Here is an 18,536-nt window from a genome sequence, read left to right as displayed (position 1 = left end):
GATTTAATTTGCATAATCCGATTATTCACCGGTACAAATCAATTAATTATCGGGAAATGAATTTTAACATTCGACACGTAGTGTCAAAGTTTATTTACGATCCTAATTTTGAAAATCGTTTTCCTTATGTACTTTAAAAGGCTACTGTAAAATGACTGCGAAGAATTGAATAGCAAAGAACAAAAAATGCGCCCTGAGCGGTTTTCACATATACTATCCACGCGACCAGTTTTAATGAAAAGATTTCTTACCTGCATCCTTATTTTCTATATTTCAACGTCGCAGGCGCAGGTTTTGCGGAAACGTACCATTCTGCTCATGGGTGGCCGGTTTGACATAACCATCGTAGCGAAAGACTCCCTTACCGCGGAGATGAACATTGATACGATGATTCACGAAGTAACCCGAATAGAAAACCTGATATCGGATTGGAAGCCTACGTCAGAGGTTTCGGAAGTAAATGCCAATGCAGGGATTAAGCCCGTCAAGGTTGATGCTGAGGTTTTTGAGTTGACGGAAAGGGCATTGAATCTTTCAAAACTGACAAACGGCGCATTTGATATCAGCTTCGCGGCGATGGACCGGATCTGGAAATTCGATGGCTCGATGACCAAAATGCCTTCTGCCGAAGAAATCAAAAAGTCGGTGGCCAAAGTGGGTTACCGGAACATTGTACTTGACAAAGCACATTCTACTATTTTCTTGAAAATGAAAGGCATGAAAATCGGTTTCGGCGCGCTGGGCGAGGGTTATGCATCGGATCGATGCCGGGAAATGATGCTGAAAAGAGGGATCAATGCGGGAATCGTGAACGGTTCGGGGGATATGAGTGTGTGGGGAAAGCAGCCCGACGGAAGCGATTGGGTGATCGGAATCAATGATCCGAAACATTCCGGAGAACTTTTTGCCGTGCTGCCCATTAAACAGGGTGCCGTCGTCACGTCGGGGAACTACGAAAAATTCGTCACCTTCAAGGGTAAACGTTACTCGCACATTATTAATCCGGCCACAGGCTACCCGGCAACCGGGCTGACGAGCGTCACCGTCTTCGGACCGAGTGCCGAGCGTGCAAACGGTTTCAGTACGTCAATAATGGTTCTGGGAAAAGAGGCAGGATTAAAACTGATCCGGCGTTTCCCGGATTACAGCTGCCTGATGATTACCGACGATGGGAAAGTTTTCACTTCTAAAAATCTGGATATCAGCAAATTTCAATAACAATCCATCAGTACCTGGCCGCGCGACTGGTAGTAGCTCACGTTCTTTTTCAGTTGTTTAGAACAAATTTCTTCGAGCAAACTAACCACATTGTTTTGCATGGAAAGCGAGCCGCAAAGCATCAAAGTACCTCCATCGGATAATGTTTGCGCCAAAAATTCGGAGTCACGCGCAAGCAGATCTTTCACATATTGCTTCTCACCCTGCCGGGAATAGGCAATGTGCAGACTTTTCAGTTTTCGGTTTTCCAAATCTCTTTCGAGAACACTTTTGTACAAACCAAAAGATCTTGCGTCCCTGAAACCGCAGTACAGATGACAATCTGAGTCAGCTACCTGCTGATCGATCATACCCAGAAACGGCGCAATGCCGGTACCATTTGAAATGAGGATGACGGTTTTCGGCTTTTCTGGAAAATGAAAATGCGGATTGGAGTCAATGCGGGCCTGGAACTCATCGCCGGTTTTCAGTCCGTAAAGATAGGTTGACCCAAGCCCGTGCTCGTGCAGTTTTACGCTGAGCTGTACATAGTTACCGATCTTGCCGATGGAATAAAGCCGCTCGCGATGATCGTCGGCTGGGTAAATAGCCAGCAAATCGCCAGAGGTGAAAGGTATCCTGGTGGTAGGGTGCAGCTTAATCAAAAATGCTTCCCCGGGTCCGGAAATGCTGGTTTTGCTGGCAACCGTCAAGGTGTGCGGACGTTCCTGCCGTGCTGTGATGAGCTCCGATGAAACTGAAAGCCCGACACCCGCATATTGCGACCAGTTATCTGCCCAATGACTAAATTCCGCTGGTGACTTATCATTCACCGTATGGATTTCCAGCACCGGAACCGCCCAGGATTGCTGGCCGAGCAGGTTATCTATCTCATAAGCGAATTTGCAGAAATCAGGATAACTGTGTGACCCAAAGCCCAGAACGGAAAATTGGACAGGCTGCTGCTGCGGATATTTTTTCAGATTTTTTTCAAATTTCAGCGCATTCGTCGGCGGGTTGCCCAGTCCGTAAGTTGCTGTCATCACGATGAGATGTGAGGCTTTTGGAAAAACAGCATAGTTATCTAATTCAGTTACATAAGCAGACTTTCCGGAGGAAATCAGCTGCTGATGAATCGCATTTGCATACGTGAATGTGCTGCCGTTTTCGGATCCGACTAAAATAATAAACTCACTTTCCGCAGCTGTAAACCTGTTTTTAACCCGGCCCTGCCTGCGTTTGAATGTGATCGTAAACCCGGAATAAATGAAAAACAGAATGTTGCCCGAAGCAATCGCGAGAAGTATCGCCCAATAACCATTGGTCCGTCCCGTATGCAGGTCGAGGCTGAGTTCCGTCAGGCGCAAAGCCGCCGGATATTTCACCTCTCCCAAAATTTCCCCGGTAATCTGGTTGACGGTTATCTCCCGATCATTCAATTTCAATGTATAGTAATCTTCCACATCTTCCGAAAAAGGGAATTCGATCGACTGCACATCTGAAAGTTTAATGTTTTGAAAAACCGCAAAATCTTTGTCCCGGGCGGCAGGCTTCGATTTTATCGCATCAAAATCAACATTGACGGAGGTATGTTTCGTGTCTACCAATTCGAAACGCACCAGCGAAAGGTAGGTGCCAGAAAGCGCAAGGATAAATATCGGCACCAGCGACAGCCGGCCGAGCACGACGTGATAGTATTGGGCAAAGTTTTCGCGGACAATGGTGTTAAAAAACCTTTTCAGCCCGCGCTGCCGCTGCAAAATGAGGATCGTGCCGGAAATGGTGATCAGCAGAAGTAGAAAAGCAGTTAATCCAACAAAAAACCGTCCCGCTTCATGCAAGAAAAGAGAGCGGTGTAATGCAGTTACCCAATCAAAAAATTCCGACGGGTTTTCCGGAGATCCGAGGATTCTCCCGGTTCTGGGGTACACATAAGCCAGCAACTTTTCACCTTTTGCATCGCTGCCCTTGACGAGGATAAATTGGTTCGCATCTACACTGAGCTCGCTGATACCGGGATATTTTTTTCTCAGCACCGGCAATGTTTCCGAAAGCCAGATCTCGTTGAAATCGTCCGGACGATACGACCGGTTTTTTTCTATCAAAGGCTTGAATGCCAGGATCACGCCGGTGACCGATGCCAGTGTCAATAAAAGAAAAGAAGATACAGCCAAAGCAAGGTGGCTGTATCTCCATATCGAAATAGTCATAAAATGCGCGGAGCGTTAATTGGGGCTGAACCGAACGTAGCGAATGTAGCCCGTGCCGTCCGTTTTTGCAGAAAGCGCCTCGGTCGTCAGCGGCACTTCCACATCTTTCACATTGTATTTCTGGTCTTCCACGGCAGTTTCAAACCGCAGCTTGTAGCCCGCATTGATTTTGGCAGTTTCAATTTCAAAAACATTCACCGAGCGGTCTCCGCCAGTGACCGACGCGCCGGTAATCGCGCTGATGTTCACCGGTTTTTTAGATTGAAATTTATGCCACTCTTTCAAGTCCTTGTACCATTTTTTATCCGGCCCCATCACATATAATGTCTTCTCATACACATCCTTACTATTGATCAGTGACACCACAATGTAGGCGCCTTCGCCCTGGTAGTTCGTCATCTGGATCATGCATTTGTACTTGCTGGTTTGGGCAAAAGTGGCCGCCGGGCGGGCAAATGTCAGTACTGCGATTATCAGCACCGTTTTTATAAAAGCAGACATGAAATCTATTTAAGAAAGTTAACAGCAATATTGTTTTTTGTCAGCGACTCGTTCTCGCCAGCCAGGTCAAATGCCGTCTCGTCGAAGTTCGTTTTTGAATCCTTTTTTGCACCGATTGAGATAAGGTATTTCAGCATCACATCATCTTTCGCAATCATCGCCGCCTTGTGCAAAGCCGTAATGCCTTCCTTATTTGTAGCATTCACGTCGATTTGGTACCCTTCCAGTTTTTTAACCAGGGACAGATCGTTTTTCGCTACCGCCAGGTGATATAAGGTATTTCCATTCTTCTCAGGCTCAGTCACTTTGAAACCTTTGTCAGCGAGCAGTTTTACTTTGGCATCAAAATCGGCCGCGCGCTGCGCATTGTAATATTGAACCAGGTAAAAAGCAAGATTGTCACCATTTGAGTCAGTCGTATGTACGTCTGCGCCTTTTCCAAGCAGGTAACTTACTGCCGCCGGTGAATTACTGCGTACCGCCATCGCCAGCGCCGTGACGCCTTTTGCATTTGCCTGATTGATATTTTTCAATTTCGGAAGCAACAGCGCGATGGAAGCCGTGTCGGAATTGGATGCAGCCGCATTCATAAATGGCGTATTTCCGTCCTCGTCCGCTTTGTTTATATCCACGCCTTTTGAGAGAAAATAGGTAATAACATCGTCCTGTTTCGCCCTGCGGGCAATGTAATGCAGCGCATTTTCACCGCTTTTGCCGATCACATTCGGGTTCAGTTTCAGGCTTTCGAGGTATTGGTACACTTCAAGGGAATTCGGTCCGCGGCGTGATCCCTGGGCCGCCATGAGCATCGCAGAAGGATTTGCCGGTACACCTTTTTGCAAAAGTGTTTTCAAAATTTCAATATTACCGCCGCGCGCTGCGTAGCTGAATGCATTATTGCCAGCCGCGTCAACACTCTTTATATCAAGGCCTTTTGAGACGAAATAATTGGTCAGGACCAAATCCTTATCATTGGGAATAGCAATCAGCAAAGCATTTGCGCCGTCGTGGTTCAGGTCTTTTTTCAAATTCGCGCCGTGGGCGAGGCAGAGGTCGTATACTTTCAGGTTCTGCTGGGCATTTCCGGCTGCAAAATTGATCGGCGTAGCACCGTGGGCATCGATCAAATTGGCGCTTGATCCCTTGGAAATCAGGTACTCCATCAACTCTACATTGCCTTTGCTGGCAGCCCAGTGCATGTAAATGCGCCCGTCGTGCGTCAGTTTGCTTACCGCATTGCCAGGTTGTTCGATCAAAAATTTCACCGTTTCATTTGGTGCACCAGCATTGATCGCAAGTACGGTCGGGTCAAACATATTGTTGTTGAACTGAGACGGGCTGGCCCCTTTCTCAATCTCCGCTTTCACAGCAGCTACGTCGGGCGAATTTTTCCAGAATCCCTGGTCCAAAAGAACATTCTGCTGGGCATGCGCAGCCAGCGAAAATGCGGCAAAAAAGGCAATGAATAATTTTTTCATAAAAACAGAAATGTTGAAATGCAACCGCCTCGCATGTTCGGGCTTTACGGAAGGCGGGCAAAGTTAACCATAATCATTCTAAATAAAATAAATCAGAAAACTTTAAGGTGTATGCCAGGCAACAGGGGTGTCAGATTATTGGGTAAATTTGACGGTTGATAGGTTATATCTTAATTAAAAGGTTTGAGAAGACGTTTTAGAAAGCACATTCGCCTGGCTAGGTATGTGGTGTACAAGGAAACGTTGGTCGATTTTAAAGACCATTTCTGGACATTCATCGGTTCCTTCGCAGGTATCGGATTGATCGGGCTGATCAACAATCCGCAGTTTACCGACAGCGATAACATTTTTCTGATCGGCTCTTTCGGGGCTTCGTCGGTCCTGATTTACGGCATTACAAACAGTCCGCTGGCCCAGCCCCGCAACCTGATCGGCGGGCATGTGATCTGTGCATTCATTGGCGTCACAGTACATTATATTATTCCCAATGAAATCTGGCTGTCCTCTGCCTTCGCCGTTTCCCTATCCATCGTGGCCATGCAAATGACCAAAACCCTGCATCCACCCGGCGGCGCCACCGCCCTCATCGCCAACATCGGCTCCGAAAAAATCAAAAGCCTTGGCTATATGTATGTCCTCAGCCCCGTCCTCACCGGCGCCCTCATCTTACTTCTCGTCGCCATCTTGGTCAATAAATTCGCCGCACACCGAAATTATCCGGCAAATAAGAATTGGTTTAAGATTTGGAAGAGGAGGTATCGGTAGTGATGTCGTCGTATAAATTCGAGTTCTTTAAGAATTCGTTTGTTATAACATTTATTTCGATATTTGTTTAAGAGCTTAAATGACGTTATAACATTATGAAAGCGAACATCATCAGTATCGGTAATAGTCAGGGGATCATTCTTCCTGCAAATCTTTTGCGAAAACTCAATTTGTCTTTCAAATCCAGTGTGGATGTAGAGGTAGAAGATGGGAAAATTGTCATCAAACCAGAACCAAGACTTGGCTGGGCAGAAGCGGCGCAGCAAATGCATGCAGCAGGTGATGACAAACTATTGATGGACGAGCTGCCTACGGAGTTCGAAAAAGATGAGTGGACGTGGTAAGTGAAGTACGCCAGTACGAAATTTACTGGATTTTGCTGGATCCTACGATCGGAAGTGAAATAGCGAAGACCCGGCCTTGTGTGGTGGTAAGTCCTAATGAATTGAATCAGTTTCTACGCACCGTAATCATTATTCCCATAACCTCGACCATCAAATCTTATCCGTGGCGGGTTTTCTGTTTTGTGGCAGAAAGAGCCGGTTCGATAGCCGTGGATCAAATGAAAGTGGTGGATAAAACACGAATTAGCGGGAGAATTGGTGTTTTATCAAAGAAGGAAATCGATTCTCTTAAAGAAACATTGAAAAAAATGCTTGTAGACTAAGTGATAGCATCATCGCCGCTCCCCAACCTGCTGCCGCCACATCGAGTAATACAATCCCTTCTGTTCCAGTAACTCGTCGTGCGAGCCGGACTCCGAAATTTTTCCTTTTTCTAAAACAAAAATCGTATCCGCATGCATGACCGTCGAAAGTCGGTGGGCGATGAGGATGGTCATTTGCTGGCGGCTGGTGGAGATTTCGCGGATCGTGTGGGTGATTTCTTCTTCGGTGAGGGAGTCCAGCGCGGAGGTAGCTTCATCGAAAATAAGCAGCTGAGGGTTGCGAAGTAATGCCCTCGCGATGGAAAGCCGCTGCTTCTCGCCACCCGAAAGCTTCATCCCGTTTTCTCCCAAAACTGTATTAATCCCGTCGGAAGCTTTGGCGACCAATGCTGTTGCGGAAGCTTTTCGCAGGGCTTCCTCGATTTCCTCATCGGTTGCAGCGGGTTTTACAAGTAATAGATTATCACGAATGGTACCGGCATACAATTGCGTATCCTGCGTCACAAAGCCGATTTGCCGCCGTAGCGGGTTGTAGCGAATCTGAGTCGCGGGTGTTTCGTTGAAAAATATTTCGCCACTCACCGGCGTATAGAGTCCGACGAGCAATTTCACCAATGTCGATTTTCCCGAGCCCGATGGCCCCACAAAAGCAATTGTCTGCCCAAGCGATACCGCGAAAGAAATGTCGTCAATTGCGTTGTAACCCGCGGTTTTGTGCCGGAAAACAATGTGACTGAAACGCAGACTTTCCAGTTTGCCTAGTTCAATAGAATTTTCCGGACGCTTCTCGACGGGCTTCTGCATCAGTAAATCAAATGTTTTCAAAGACGCATCGGCTTCGCGGTACAGGATGATCATATTGCCCAGCTCCTGCAAAGGCGTAAAAATGGCGGTAGATATAAACTGCATGGCGATCAGCTCGCCGGTGCTCAGCACTTTGCGAAAAATGAGCCAGAGCAAAATGAATAAAATCGACTGTTTCAGCAGATTCAGCATATTTCCCTGCAAAAAAGAGAGGAAACTGACCTTCTTCGCCTTCTGCATTTCCAGCTCGAAAATGCCCAGCGTTAAAGCATTCAGCCGCCGGATCTCCGCGAATGTCAGTCCGAGACTTTTCACCAATTCAATGTTGCGCAAACTTTCGGTAATCACGCCCGCCTGCCGGTCGGTTTGCCGGTTGATCGACCTTTGAATTCCTTTGATCCGCTTGGAAACCAGCCCGGTAAGTGATCCCAGCAGCAGCACGCCGACAAAGAACACCGGTACAAGCAGCCAGTTTCGGTTAATGCTGTACCAAACCAGAAAACCGACACCGACCAGCGACGAAAAAAGCACATTGATAAAAGAGTTGATAAACCGCTCGGCGTCGGTTTTGACTTTCTGCAAAACTGACAAGGTAGTCCCGCTGCGGCTCTCTTCAAATTCCTGGAAAGACAGGCGCAATGTCTGTTTCAGCCCGTCATTGAAGATATACATCCCGAAGCGTGCCACGGCTTTTCGGGTAATGTAGTCCTGCCCGGCCTTGGATAGCCGCGCCAAAACCGCGATGCCCAGCGCCAGCAAAAGCCAGCGGGTAACGCCGCTGATCAGCTCATTTTCAGAAAGATGATTTTTATTGGTGCTATACTGATCAATGATTTTTCCGAAAATCACCGGATCAATCAATGTCAGCAACTGGGCCGCTCCCGCAAGGAGCAAGGCGAAAAAAACCAATGTAGAATGCGGACGCAGGTATTTCCAAAGTAGGGCCATACCTGGGTTCCAAAAAAGTTACGCCAGCGATAAATTAGTTAGGTTTATTTTTATATGTAGTTTATTTATATATAATTGTATTTGTAATGTAATTTATATCCTTAAACCGAACCTATGCTATCACATTATCTGACCCTTTTCTGGCGGCGCGTCTGGCGCGAGCGGCAGACAAATTTTATCCGCGTCGGCAGCCTGAGCCTTGGACTGGCGAGTGGCCTGGTGATTTTCATGGTCGTCAATTATATGTTCAGCTTCGACCGCTACCATCCGCACATGGACCGGTCGTACTGGGTGGTGACCGACGTAAAGCGCGAGCAGGTCATGCAAACCGACGCCGCGCCACGGCCGCTGGCCGAAGTACTGCGGCAGGAATATCCTTTTGTGGAAAGTGCTGTCAGGCTGGAAACGTTCTTCGGCCGCACCATCAGCATTCCAAATGGCAAAGGCGGCTGGGCGAAAAAATTCAATGAGGCCCGCAACATGGCATATGCCGAGCCCCAATATTTCGATCTTTTCGGTGTGGAATGGGTCAGCGGTGATCCGAAGACAGCATTATCTGCACCGAACTCCATCGTGCTCAGCGAGCGGTATGCCCAAAAATATTTTAACACAAAACTTCCCATCGGACGCACTTTAAGGCTCGATAACCGCGTGGACCTTACCGTGACCGGCATTATGAAAAATCCACCAGGTAACACCCAGCTGCGCTACGATGGCCTGGTTTCCTACGCCACGATTCCCGTCTTAGAGTCGCCCGCTGCATTGTCTGGCTGGCAGGGATTGTAGAGTATGTGTTTTGTTTTGCTCAAAAAAGGAGCAAATCCGCAGCAGCTTCGAGGCGCTTTGGACAATGTCCTAAAAAAGCATTTGTCTAAGGAAGACGCGTCGCATTTTGCATTTCAATTCTTCCCGCTCGCAGATCTCAACCACGAGCGGAGCGGCATGGCGCCACGGCCAGTGTTATATGCTTTGATGGCCGTCGGGATTCTGCTTGTGTTCGCTTCCTGCATTAATTATATCAATCTCGCCACCGCACAGGCCATGCGTCGGGCGCTGGAAGTGGGTGTCCGTAAAGTAGTGGGCGGCAGCCGCTTTCAATTATTAAAACATTTCCTGTTTGAAACCGCGCTGCTCACGATTGCGGCGGTTTTTGTCGCATTGTTACTGACGCAGCTGGCAATGCCGGTCGTGAACCAAACATTGAACAACCAGGATCCCACATTGCATACCGACATTTCCGTCCTGCAATTATTGAGGCCCAATGCGCTGCTCTGGTTTGCTTCGCTCATCGCGGCAGTCATTTTGCTTGCTGGGCTTTACCCGTCCTGGGTGATGTCCGGTTTTGATCCAAAAAAGGCGATTGCAGGTCAGTTGACGCGTGCAGTAAGAGGTTTCACAATGCGCAGGACCTTGATCGTCGGGCAATTTTTGCTCGCGCAGCTTTTCCTGATCGTCGTGCTCGTCATCACCGCGCAGCTTCGCCACATGCAGAGGGTGGATTGGGGATTTTCGCATAAAAATAAACAGGTCGTGTGGCTTCCCCAGCAGGATGTGCCCCGTGATTTGCTCCGCGAAAGCTGGCTGCAACTGCCTGGTGTCGAGTCTGTCAGCTTCGCCAGTGATCCGCCGGCCTCGCCGTACAGTGGCCCAAGTTCTTTCAGCTACAACACCGCCACCCAGCCCGAACCTTTCGAGACGCGCGTCAGGGCCGTGGATGAAAATTACCTCTCGACATTCGGTTTATCACTGGTCGCAGGACGCAATTTCAATGTGGCCGACACCACCGGCAGCGAGGTAGTGGTGAACGAAACATTGGTGCGGCAGCTCGGCGTCGCGCCCGCCGGCAGTGTAGTGGGTAAACGCCTGCGCATACAAGATGCCGACCGGATCATTGTCGGCGTGGTAAAAGATTTTCGTGTCGTCGACCTGCACCAGCCTATCCTCCCCGCCACCCTCATTCACGATCCGAAACATACCACCATGGCAATACTGACATTCACACCGAATGTTACCAGCCAAACCCAAAAAGCCGTCCGGAAAGTATGGGATACCACCTTACCCGACCAGCTTTACAAAGTGGACAACGTCGACGATCTGTTAAATTCATTTACAAAAATGGAGCGGTTACTGGCTGGTTTTGTACAGATTTTTGCTTTCATCGCGGTGGCCATGAGTTGCCTGGGGCTTTACGGTTTGGTCACATTCATGGCCGAAAACCGTGCGAAAGAAATCGGGATGCGCAGGATACTTGGCGCACGGACCGGGCAATTATTGTGGGTTTTTGGAAGAGAATTCAGCAGGTTGATGCTCATCGGTTTCGTGGTCGCCGCGCCGCTCGGTTGGTGGATTACCAACATGTGGTTGCGGCAATATGCGCACCGCATTGAAATGAGCGGCTGGCTGGTTTTTGGCGCGCTGGGTTTGATGGCTATCATTACTGCACTAACGGTTTTAGGCCATGCTTTAAAAGCGGCCATCGCAAATCCGGTCCGCTATCTGCGTGCGCAGTAGTTTTTTGTTGAAATAATCTGGTCTGTTATTTTTTTAAAAACTCGCCGAAATGCCAGAGGATACCTGAGGGATCGTGCAAGAAACATTCTTTGCCCCAATAGTCCGTTTTAATTGGGGTAAGGCGCACGCCCTCGTATCTTTCAGGCAGGTTAAGTGCCACCAGTTCGTTCCAGTACCGGTTTACATCGTCCACTTCCAGGAAAAGCATTGTGTTGTCGATCCAGTCTTTGACGTAGGCGGACTGCAAATAAAATCCCAGCTGACTAACCTTAAAAAGTGACATATCATGCCCGAGCTCTACTTCTTCAAAACCCAGGTCGCGATAAAAGCTTCTTGAAATGTCAAAGTTTTTCGCGCCAATAAATGGCCGGATCGATAACGCTTTGTGTTCCATGATTTTGTTTGTTTGGAAAAACGAAAATAGAAAACTGCCTCCAATCAGGCACCTGATTCAAATCAAGATCGCCTCCCAATTATACCTGCTGCGGTATTCCAGCGGCGACATGTCGGTGATCCGGCTGAAAACCTGTTACCAGCGTCAGCTTATCAGGCTTTCAATTTTTCTGTAAAAAAGTCAATGGTGCGTTTCCAGGCCAGTTCAGCAGCCGCTTTATCGTAGCGAGGCGTGGTATCATTGTGAAAGCCGTGGTTCACGTCGGGGTACATATATTCGGTGTATTCTTTGTGGTTAGCTTTCAAAGCAGCTTCGTATGCAGGCCAGCCTTCATTAATGCGGGTGTCGAGGCCGGCATAATGTATCAGCAGCGGGGCTTTGATTTTTGGGACATCTTCGGTTGCTGGCTGTCCGCCGTAAAATGGTACCGCAGCCGCCAGTTCAGGCACGCGCACTGCCATCATATTGGCCACGCCGCCCCCAAAGCAAAAACCGACCACGCCAATCTTTCCATTGCAGTCTTTATGGTTTTTCAGGTAGTCCAAAGCGGCGATAAAATCTTCATTCATTTCATTGCGATCACGTTTGGCCTGCATGGTCCGGCCGTCGTCATCATTACCAGGGTAACCACCGAGCGGTGTTAAGGCATCCGGCGCAATCGAAACAAATCCCGCCAATGCAGCCCGCCTAGCCACATCTTCGATGTGCGGGTTTAGGCCGCGGTTTTCATGGACAACAATAATGCCGCCCAGCTTACCTTTCGCATCGGCCGGTTTGGAAAGCAATGCTTTAATCTTCCCGCCGCCTTTGGGCGAATCGTAAGTGATATAATCGGATTGCAGCCTGGGATCATTCGCACGGATTTTGACTGCACCATGGTAGTCAGGCATCAAAAAACTCATCAGGGATGCCACCGTAATGCCGCCGACCGCATAAGCCGAAAGCTTTTGCACAAAATCACGCCTTTCCAGCCTGTTATGCGCATAATCGTCATAAAGATCAAATACTTCCTGCTTGATATCCTCTTTCTTAATCTCGCTCATGGGTGTCGGTTTAGGCGTTTGAGTTTTGTAAAGATATTGATTTGAGGGAAGTCGAAAACTTTATTTATTGGTTTTATTCGGCACGTTCAATTTGTCTTTCAGCAGTTTGTTATCATTTGATTTTACTTTTCTTTCCAGTTTCTTAATGTCCTCTTCTGCTGGCAGTTCCTCGGGTTTAATACCGCTCTTGCCTAGCAAGTCCCTGATATCCGTATTATTCTTTTCATGCTCTTCCGAAATATGTGTTTCACCGCGCAGATCACTTTTATTAACATTGAAATTTGTAATGTCGGTAGCGAGTTGTTTGGCAGAAATGGTGATTGTCGGCAGAAAATCGGCTAGCGGACGGCTTTCTGTTATGCCTAACTTACGTTTCATTTCACTGGTATTGTAACCTCCAAATAATGCGCTGTCGCCTTTGCTCCTGATATTCGCAAAACCCTTGTGGTCTACACCTCGTTCGAAGATCGTTTTAGAAAAGATCGTTTCTGTGGCCGCCAGCTTTTCCCTGGCCTGCAAACGTTCCATCATTTGAATGCGCTCTGCCAGTAATTCATGCTTGCGTGTCTGGATTGCGAAGTAACTCTGCGCAAAAGCGATCTGCTCTTTCTTAGGGTCACCATTCTGCGCGATGAGGTAGCAGGCGTAGCGTGTGAGCATGATGTCCTCTTGTTTTCGCTCCGCACCTGAACCGATGGAGACCATTTTGTTGACGTCAACAAAATGGTCCTGGATGCTCTCAGAGGCGTTTTTGCAACTTTCTTTTGCTTTTTCAACGGATTTTAAAAAGTTGCGCCACTCTGAATAACCGAGCAATTCCTGCAATTCTCTGGCTAGCCAGTATTCAACGCCGTCCTGCTCATGAGCTGCTTCTTCGAATGTTTTGCTAAGTTGGGTGATAAGAGTTGTTTCCACGAATGCAGTCGTTTTAGTTTGAAAATGATTTTCCAAAGATAAAATGACCTTTCCGCTGCATGTGAACCGCAGGAAAACTGAAACCGACCGCAGGAAAAGTGGACATTCCCCCTCAAACAAACACCTCCCGCTTCCTCAAAAACATAGAAACCCATAACATCACCAAAAACACCACCGAAGCCGTAGGCTGACCGCCAGAGATTTCCAGGCAGAGTGCGCCGGCGAAGTAGCTGGTGGCGAGGAGGAAGCCGGTTTTGTTGGTTTTGGGGTAAATGAGGAGGCCGGCGATGGTGAGCTCGGTGAGGCCGAGGAGGGTGATGTAGGGGCCGAAGCCTGCTTTGGTTAGGAATTGCATCACCATCTCGGGTTCGGCGCCAAGGATTTTCATGACGCCGCCGATGCTAAGAACGATGATTGGGATAACCAGAAGTACGGTAGCGATGATACGTGTTGTTTTTGCTGACATTTGAAATGCGTTTGAGGTATGCCGCAAAACTAGCTACCTTTACTTTCCGTGAGATAGCACTTCCACTTTGGATAGCGCTTTCCAAATGGATAGTAATGTGATTAACCAACAACCGGAAAAGAATGCTGAGCGACGGAAAATGCCCCATGAATGCACTCGCGATCAAAGATGCGCTGGACACCCTGGAAGGACGGTGGAAAATGCTGATCCTTTTCGCCCTTTCGTCGGGGAGCAGGCGGTTCAAGCAGATTTCGAAGGAGGTTCCGGGCATCACGGACAAAACTTTGTCGAAGGAACTGAAATTGTTAGAATCCAATAAACTCATTACGCGGCAGGTGTTCGATACCTTCCCGCCGACGGTTGAATATGCCATCACCGATCACGGAAAATCAATAGAAAAGGTTTTGGAAGAATTGCATCACTGGGGTACTGCGCATCGCCGGGAAATCATGGGGAAATAATTTTTTTCGGGCAGTTAGTAAAATCTACCTCCGTTACCGTCATCATGTTGGTTCTTAGTCTTGGTTTTTCACTATCCGGCTATGCGCAAACCGACACGAACATTGACCAGCATCATTCACTGTAGTGATCCCGACCGTGGCACTTCTGGACCTTGAAACGAGTGGAACAAAAAACATCAGCGCCTCCTTTATTGCCCCTACCGAGGCCGGGGAAAAAATCGCGGTACCTGCCGACAACAACACACTTTGGCTGAACTATTCATCCATCCAGGCTGGCGTAAAAACGAAAAGAGTGGAAGTTGAAACAAGCGCGCTCGTGGACGGCGTCGACATTAATGTAGTAGCGGGTTCTTCCGCAACCAAAAGGAAAATACGACTGCGTCATTATCGCAGATACCAAGCAGGATTTATTCGGTTCGAACATTTCGTTACAGATTGAATAACAGTAACACACATTGGCCCGCCTCGTTTTCATATTTGTTTTTCTGATCAATCTGAAATTGTTCGGCCAGGCGCCCATACAGGTCAGGTTATCAAATACGCCGGGGATGGTTGATCCGGGTGGGCATTTTACCTTGTTTTTTGACGTACAATCCAATAATCCTCTGTTAGACTCGGTTCAGGAGTCGGTTACCCTTCCGGAAAACTGGAAATTACTTTCCCAGCGCAGACCGGAGAGGGTGACCGCCCAGGATCACCTCAGGTATTTTTTTGTGATTGCCGCACCCGAGAAAGTGACTGCCGGGAATTTTGTGATCCGATTCAAGATCCAGTCCGGCGCCGACGTAGTGGAAACCAAGGTGACCATTACCGTCCGCGAAGTCAGAAAACTCGAGATATTTGTTGTGAACCACCCGGAGTTTGTCAGGGAAGGCGATACTTTGCGGGTGCAGTACTTGGTCCGGAATTCAGGCAACAAAGCTGAAAAATTCCACCTCCAAACCAACCGCGGGCAAATCCGGAATGCAAAGGACAGCCTGCTCCTGGAACCGGATACCCAGGTCAATGTCGAGGTTACGCAGGTAATCCCATTTACCGATAAAAATGCCTGGGAAAGTTCCTCCGACCTGCAAGTGCAAGCTGCTGACCTGCAAATGAATGTTTATGAAGTAGTTGCGGTGCCGGTTTTTTCTTCCAGGATAAAAAAGATCGACCCGTGGTTTCGTTTGCCAATTGAAGTAGGTGGAGGTTATCTAAACTATGATTATGGTGGGAAAAGCCGCATTGCTTACCAGTATTTTGCAAACGGCCGCGGGTATCTCGACCAGAATGAAAAACACCACATTGACTTTGTTGTACGCGGCCCGAACCAGATCGTTTTCCCGGCTGCCGGCGGCTACGACCAGTATTCGCTGGAATATCGGTACAAAAAGAAGACGGTCGTTTCGGTCGGGGATTATGTTTTGCAACTCAATAATCTGATGGAATTCGGGCGTTTTGGGCGTGGCGCGAAAGTGGAGCAGCAATTTAAAAAGCTGGGTTATACCTTGTTTTTTCAAAACGCCAGATTTACCCAAACCCAAAAACAATCGTACGGCGGCCGGATGAATTTCAGGATCGGGCAAACATCCGGGCTGGCACTCAGCTATATGTCCAAAAATGTGGTTTTGCGCAATGAACATTTTTGGTCCAATCTGGCAGGCATTTCAGGCGAGATTAGAAAGCCGTCATTCAGATTGGAAACGGAATTTGTAGTAGGTAATGCCAAACAAAAAACCGATTACGGCGCTTTCGCAAGATTTCAGCTCAACCGCAAGTGGATCAATGTGTCCAGCAACCTGGTTTATGCAGGAAAAAATTTCTATGGTTTTTATCATAACAGTCTTTTAATCAACAACAACATTGGGTTTAACATAACCAAAAAACTGACGCTGGGCATAACCGGCAACTTCTCCGACATTAACCCAAGCCTTGACGCCACATTTTACAGCATCTCGCCGAAAGACCGCAGCTACATGGCTTTTGCCTCCTACCAGCACAACCGGCGGAACCGGTTTTTTGTATTTTATTCCACTCAGGAAAGACAAGACAGGCAGACACCCGCATCATTTCACTACACCGAAAATTTTGGAAATGTCTCCTATAACTTTGATTCAGAGAAGTTTACGATGTATTATCAGGGACGCTACGGCTACTCCCGTAATCACTTGGTTTCAGATAATACAGCGAGGAAAGAATCATCTTCAAACCTGGTCCAGCCCGCATTCCGTTTCTTTCGTTCGGTGTGGCTCGGCGGTTATTTTGAGCACCAGCATACCAGCAAGTTTTCGACTTCCGACGTGATCGAAAACCTGTTTTTTTATGGCGGAAATGCGCGTGTGAATGTGAAACAGAATTTGTACGCCAATTTTATGTACCGCAACAACTACGCGCCCGACGAGCTTTTTGTCAGAAGAAGTTATGTCGATGCGTCGGTCGTGCTGGATTTAAAACATCACCGGATGACGTTTACAGGCGGACGTTCATACATTCCGAATGTCCGCAACCGGGACCAGAACACACTTTTTTTTACCATTAAATATGCTTTAAAACTGAATGTACCTTTGTCACGCCGACGCAATGTGGGCGCTGTGAGAGGCAGGCTGACCGGGACCGGATTTTCAAAAGCAGGCAACCTGGTGCAGCTGGGCAGCCATAAGTTCCTGACAGACAGTACCGGACAATTTTCTTTCAAAGGCATCGCGCCCGACCGCTACTATCTTGCCGTCGTCCAGAACAAATCCCGCGAAGAAGGCGTCATTCCTAACATTACCATTCCGATGTACCTCGATGTGAAGGCCGATAGTACCAAAGAAGTGGACATTCCGTTTACCCGCACCGGCTCGATCGTGGGAAAAGTGGATTTTGTAAAACCGGGCCAGAATGGTCTATCAGCCGTTTTTAATGATAAGCCGACTGTTTTAATTAAGCTTTCGAGTGAAAATACCAGCTTCCTGACCGAGCCAAATGAGGACGGTTATTTTTCTTTCAAGGAAATGAAACCCGGAAACTGGACAATCTCGGCATTTGTGCCTGGCAACCAGGACCGCTTTGTGATTGAAGATGCCAGTCGGCCGCTAGATGTGGAAATGGATAAAAATATGAATGTGGTTTTCCGGGTGAAGCCGAATGAAAAGCGGATACATTTCTCGGATAAAAGTTTTGAAGTATCGGTCAAAAAATGAGGTGTGGGCTGTACATATTGCAGTTGTTTTGTGCGCCTTTTAAGGCTGCGGGGCAGAGTACGGCCAATGTAAATGTCAGCATTTCAATGCCTTCTGTAGCGCTGATCGACATTCTAAATAGCAGCTCGACCAATGTAACATTAAACATGACCGCCCCGACGGAAGCCGGAAACGCAATTGGCGTAGGCAGTTCCAATTCCGCAAAGGTGCATATACCGGAAATACTTACGGATCAAGTGGTTATAAACTGAAATACTCGCTCGAAATCCAGAATTACAGCAGCGTAAAAAGTGGTACGAGCAGTGTGACGGTGCGTTATACGATGGTCGATAACTGATGAAAAAGGCCATTTTGACCGGTTTTTTGTGGCTGTGCAGTCTGGGCGTTTTTAGCCAGAGCATCACCATATCCAACAGTTCTACCGGCGGGACCTGGTCGGTGCCCACCTTATCATCCACCATCACCAGCGCGGGAAAAAATTACGAACACACCGAAACCACCGGCGCCTCACACACATTAATCAAAATTAATTCGCTGGTAGTCTGGACAGTAAGCGTTTCAATGAGCACCACCTCCAACTGGAACTCCGCACTCAAACTATCCGTCAGGCGCACCGGCGACGGCACTGGCCTGGTCACCATTTCCGGCGGCACCAACTACATCCTGCTGTCCTCCACCCCCCAGTTCTTCTTCAACGGTCTCCTCGGCCTGGGCTTCGGCCGCGACAATGTTCCGGTACAGTATAAGATTGAGGGCTTGTCGGTTACGTTGCCTGTGAAGACTTACACGACGACGGTTTTGTATACGATTACGGGGTTGTGAGTGAACGGTGCTTGCTGCTCTTAAAAAAGGTGAGCCTTTTTGCTTTATGAAATGCTCATCACGAACATAAGTTCAGAAAACGATTTCTTCGCCTTACGAACAGTTAAGTATTAATTAACATTCCCATAACCTCCAACACATCTCAATCCCATAACTTCGCATTTGTAAATAATTGAGAAACTATTGGTTA

19 protein-coding genes are annotated in these 18,536 nt (G+C 47.9%); 10 read left to right on the top strand and 9 right to left on the bottom strand.

Going from position 1 to position 18,536, the window contains the following annotated elements; all coding sequences use genetic code 11:
• The first annotated feature begins 234 nt into the window (after positions 1-234).
• Positions 235-1,218 carry an FAD:protein FMN transferase gene (locus tag FEN17_RS09940; protein WP_229208755.1) on the top strand — a complete coding sequence of 328 codons (984 nt, stop codon included), beginning with the start codon at positions 235-237 and terminating at the stop codon, positions 1,216-1,218.
• Here FEN17_RS09940 and FEN17_RS09935 read toward each other — a convergent pair.
• From FEN17_RS09935 to FEN17_RS09925, 3 genes are read right to left on the bottom strand one after another with little or no spacing between them, the layout of a single operon-like run.
• Positions 1,212-3,407 carry a PepSY domain-containing protein gene (locus tag FEN17_RS09935; protein WP_138365094.1) on the bottom strand — a complete coding sequence of 732 codons (2,196 nt, stop codon included), beginning with the start codon at positions 3,405-3,407 and terminating at the stop codon, positions 1,212-1,214. The two genes, FEN17_RS09940 and FEN17_RS09935, sit on opposite strands and share 7 nt — an antisense overlap.
• A gap of 15 nt (positions 3,408-3,422) precedes the next feature.
• Positions 3,423-3,908: a DUF2271 domain-containing protein gene (locus tag FEN17_RS09930; protein ID WP_138365093.1), complete on the bottom strand. Its 486-nt coding sequence runs from the start codon at positions 3,906-3,908 to the stop codon at positions 3,423-3,425.
• Positions 3,909-3,913: 5 nt separating this feature from the next.
• Positions 3,914-5,386 carry an ankyrin repeat domain-containing protein gene (locus FEN17_RS09925; RefSeq protein ID WP_138365092.1) on the bottom strand — a complete coding sequence of 491 codons (1,473 nt, stop codon included), beginning with the start codon at positions 5,384-5,386 and terminating at the stop codon, positions 3,914-3,916.
• A gap of 183 nt (positions 5,387-5,569) precedes the next feature.
• Between FEN17_RS09925 and FEN17_RS09920 the strand changes: the two genes are divergently transcribed.
• From FEN17_RS09920 to FEN17_RS09910, 3 genes are all read left to right on the top strand, one after another.
• Positions 5,570-6,151, top strand: a complete 582-nt coding sequence (locus FEN17_RS09920) for an HPP family protein (protein WP_171037888.1) — start codon at positions 5,570-5,572, stop codon at positions 6,149-6,151.
• Between the two features lie 95 nt (positions 6,152-6,246).
• Entirely contained in the window at positions 6,247-6,495 is a 249-nt protein-coding gene (locus FEN17_RS09915; protein WP_138365091.1) for an AbrB/MazE/SpoVT family DNA-binding domain-containing protein, read from the top strand.
• Positions 6,489-6,818: a type II toxin-antitoxin system PemK/MazF family toxin gene (locus FEN17_RS09910; RefSeq protein ID WP_138365326.1), complete on the top strand. Its 330-nt coding sequence runs from the start codon at positions 6,489-6,491 to the stop codon at positions 6,816-6,818. The genes FEN17_RS09915 and FEN17_RS09910 overlap by 7 nt, the downstream gene beginning before the upstream one ends.
• Positions 6,819-6,827: 9 nt before the next feature.
• Here FEN17_RS09910 and FEN17_RS09905 read toward each other — a convergent pair whose 3' ends face one another.
• A complete protein-coding gene (locus tag FEN17_RS09905) occupies positions 6,828-8,570 on the bottom strand; it encodes an ABC transporter ATP-binding protein (RefSeq protein ID WP_138365090.1) in 1,743 nt (580 codons plus the stop codon).
• Positions 8,571-8,684: 114 nt separating this feature from the next.
• On the opposite strand from FEN17_RS09905, the gene FEN17_RS27645 reads away from it, so the two are divergent.
• On the top strand, positions 8,685-9,356 hold the full coding sequence (locus FEN17_RS27645) for an ABC transporter permease (protein ID WP_229208754.1): 672 nt from the start codon (positions 8,685-8,687) through the stop codon (positions 9,354-9,356).
• A 15-nt stretch (positions 9,357-9,371) separates the two neighbouring features.
• Positions 9,372-11,081: an FtsX-like permease family protein gene (locus tag FEN17_RS09900; RefSeq protein ID WP_229208753.1), complete on the top strand. Its 1,710-nt coding sequence runs from the start codon at positions 9,372-9,374 to the stop codon at positions 11,079-11,081.
• 25 nt (positions 11,082-11,106) lie between these two features.
• Here the strand turns inward: FEN17_RS09900 and FEN17_RS09895 are convergent, their stop codons facing one another.
• The 4 genes from FEN17_RS09895 to FEN17_RS09880 all read right to left on the bottom strand — a co-directional run bounded on the left by FEN17_RS09895 (position 11,107) and on the right by FEN17_RS09880 (position 13,926).
• On the bottom strand, positions 11,107-11,475 hold the full coding sequence (locus FEN17_RS09895) for a VOC family protein (RefSeq protein ID WP_138365089.1): 369 nt from the start codon (positions 11,473-11,475) through the stop codon (positions 11,107-11,109).
• Positions 11,476-11,627: 152 nt separating this feature from the next.
• On the bottom strand, positions 11,628-12,518 hold the full coding sequence (locus FEN17_RS09890) for a dienelactone hydrolase family protein (RefSeq protein ID WP_138365088.1): 891 nt from the start codon (positions 12,516-12,518) through the stop codon (positions 11,628-11,630).
• Between the two features lie 60 nt (positions 12,519-12,578).
• The gene (dinD, locus tag FEN17_RS09885; protein ID WP_138365087.1) at positions 12,579-13,433 is read right to left on the bottom strand and encodes a DNA damage-inducible protein D; all 855 of its coding nucleotides are present in this window, start codon (positions 13,431-13,433) and stop codon (positions 12,579-12,581) included.
• A gap of 112 nt (positions 13,434-13,545) precedes the next feature.
• Positions 13,546-13,926, bottom strand: a complete 381-nt coding sequence (locus FEN17_RS09880; protein ID WP_205748120.1) for a DoxX family protein — start codon at positions 13,924-13,926, stop codon at positions 13,546-13,548.
• A 95-nt stretch (positions 13,927-14,021) separates the two neighbouring features.
• Here FEN17_RS09880 and FEN17_RS09875 point away from each other — a divergent pair, with 95 nt between their 5' ends.
• The 3 genes from FEN17_RS09875 to FEN17_RS09865 all read left to right on the top strand — a co-directional run bounded on the left by FEN17_RS09875 (position 14,022) and on the right by FEN17_RS09865 (position 17,524).
• A complete protein-coding gene (locus tag FEN17_RS09875; protein WP_138365085.1) occupies positions 14,022-14,360 on the top strand; it encodes a winged helix-turn-helix transcriptional regulator in 339 nt (112 codons plus the stop codon).
• A 124-nt stretch (positions 14,361-14,484) separates the two neighbouring features.
• Entirely contained in the window at positions 14,485-14,799 is a 315-nt protein-coding gene (locus FEN17_RS09870) for a hypothetical protein (RefSeq protein WP_205748119.1), read from the top strand.
• A gap of 16 nt (positions 14,800-14,815) precedes the next feature.
• Positions 14,816-17,524, top strand: a complete 2,709-nt coding sequence (locus FEN17_RS09865; RefSeq protein WP_138365083.1) for a peptidase associated/transthyretin-like domain-containing protein — start codon at positions 14,816-14,818, stop codon at positions 17,522-17,524.
• On the opposite strand, the gene FEN17_RS27265 is transcribed toward FEN17_RS09865, so the two are convergent.
• A complete protein-coding gene (locus tag FEN17_RS27265) occupies positions 17,514-17,720 on the bottom strand; it encodes a hypothetical protein (protein WP_171037887.1) in 207 nt (68 codons plus the stop codon). The genes FEN17_RS09865 and FEN17_RS27265 overlap by 11 nt on opposite strands.
• 140 nt (positions 17,721-17,860) lie before the next feature.
• On the opposite strand from FEN17_RS27265, the gene FEN17_RS09855 reads away from it, so the two are divergent.
• Entirely contained in the window at positions 17,861-18,346 is a 486-nt protein-coding gene (locus FEN17_RS09855) for a hypothetical protein (protein WP_138365082.1), read from the top strand.
• Positions 18,347-18,536 lie beyond the last annotated feature (190 nt).

It is taken from the genome of Dyadobacter luticola (assembly GCF_005860805.1).
Classification (GTDB): domain Bacteria; phylum Bacteroidota; class Bacteroidia; order Cytophagales; family Spirosomataceae; genus Dyadobacter; species Dyadobacter luticola.
Note: the sequence above shows the minus strand (reverse complement) of the source record. Positions and strands in the feature narration are given on the sequence as shown.

Bases quoted from the DNA above. Each gene is read 5' to 3' on its own strand.
- FEN17_RS09940 (WP_229208755.1), top strand. From the start codon at position 235: ATGAAAAGATTTCTTACCTGCATCCTTATTTTCTATATTTCAACGTCG.
- FEN17_RS09935 (WP_138365094.1), bottom strand. From the start codon at position 3,407: ATGACTATTTCGATATGGAGATACAGCCACCTTGCTTTGGCTGTATCT.
- FEN17_RS09930 (WP_138365093.1), bottom strand. From the start codon at position 3,908: ATGTCTGCTTTTATAAAAACGGTGCTGATAATCGCAGTACTGACATTT.
- FEN17_RS09925 (WP_138365092.1), bottom strand. From the start codon at position 5,386: ATGAAAAAATTATTCATTGCCTTTTTTGCCGCATTTTCGCTGGCTGCG.
- FEN17_RS09915 (WP_138365091.1), top strand. From the start codon at position 6,247: ATGAAAGCGAACATCATCAGTATCGGTAATAGTCAGGGGATCATTCTT.
- FEN17_RS09905 (WP_138365090.1), bottom strand. From the start codon at position 8,570: ATGGCCCTACTTTGGAAATACCTGCGTCCGCATTCTACATTGGTTTTT.
- FEN17_RS27645 (WP_229208754.1), top strand. From the start codon at position 8,685: ATGCTATCACATTATCTGACCCTTTTCTGGCGGCGCGTCTGGCGCGAG.
- FEN17_RS09895 (WP_138365089.1), bottom strand. From the start codon at position 11,475: ATGGAACACAAAGCGTTATCGATCCGGCCATTTATTGGCGCGAAAAAC.
- FEN17_RS09890 (WP_138365088.1), bottom strand. From the start codon at position 12,518: ATGAGCGAGATTAAGAAAGAGGATATCAAGCAGGAAGTATTTGATCTT.
- FEN17_RS09875 (WP_138365085.1), top strand. From the start codon at position 14,022: ATGCTGAGCGACGGAAAATGCCCCATGAATGCACTCGCGATCAAAGAT.
- FEN17_RS09855 (WP_138365082.1), top strand. From the start codon at position 17,861: ATGAAAAAGGCCATTTTGACCGGTTTTTTGTGGCTGTGCAGTCTGGGC.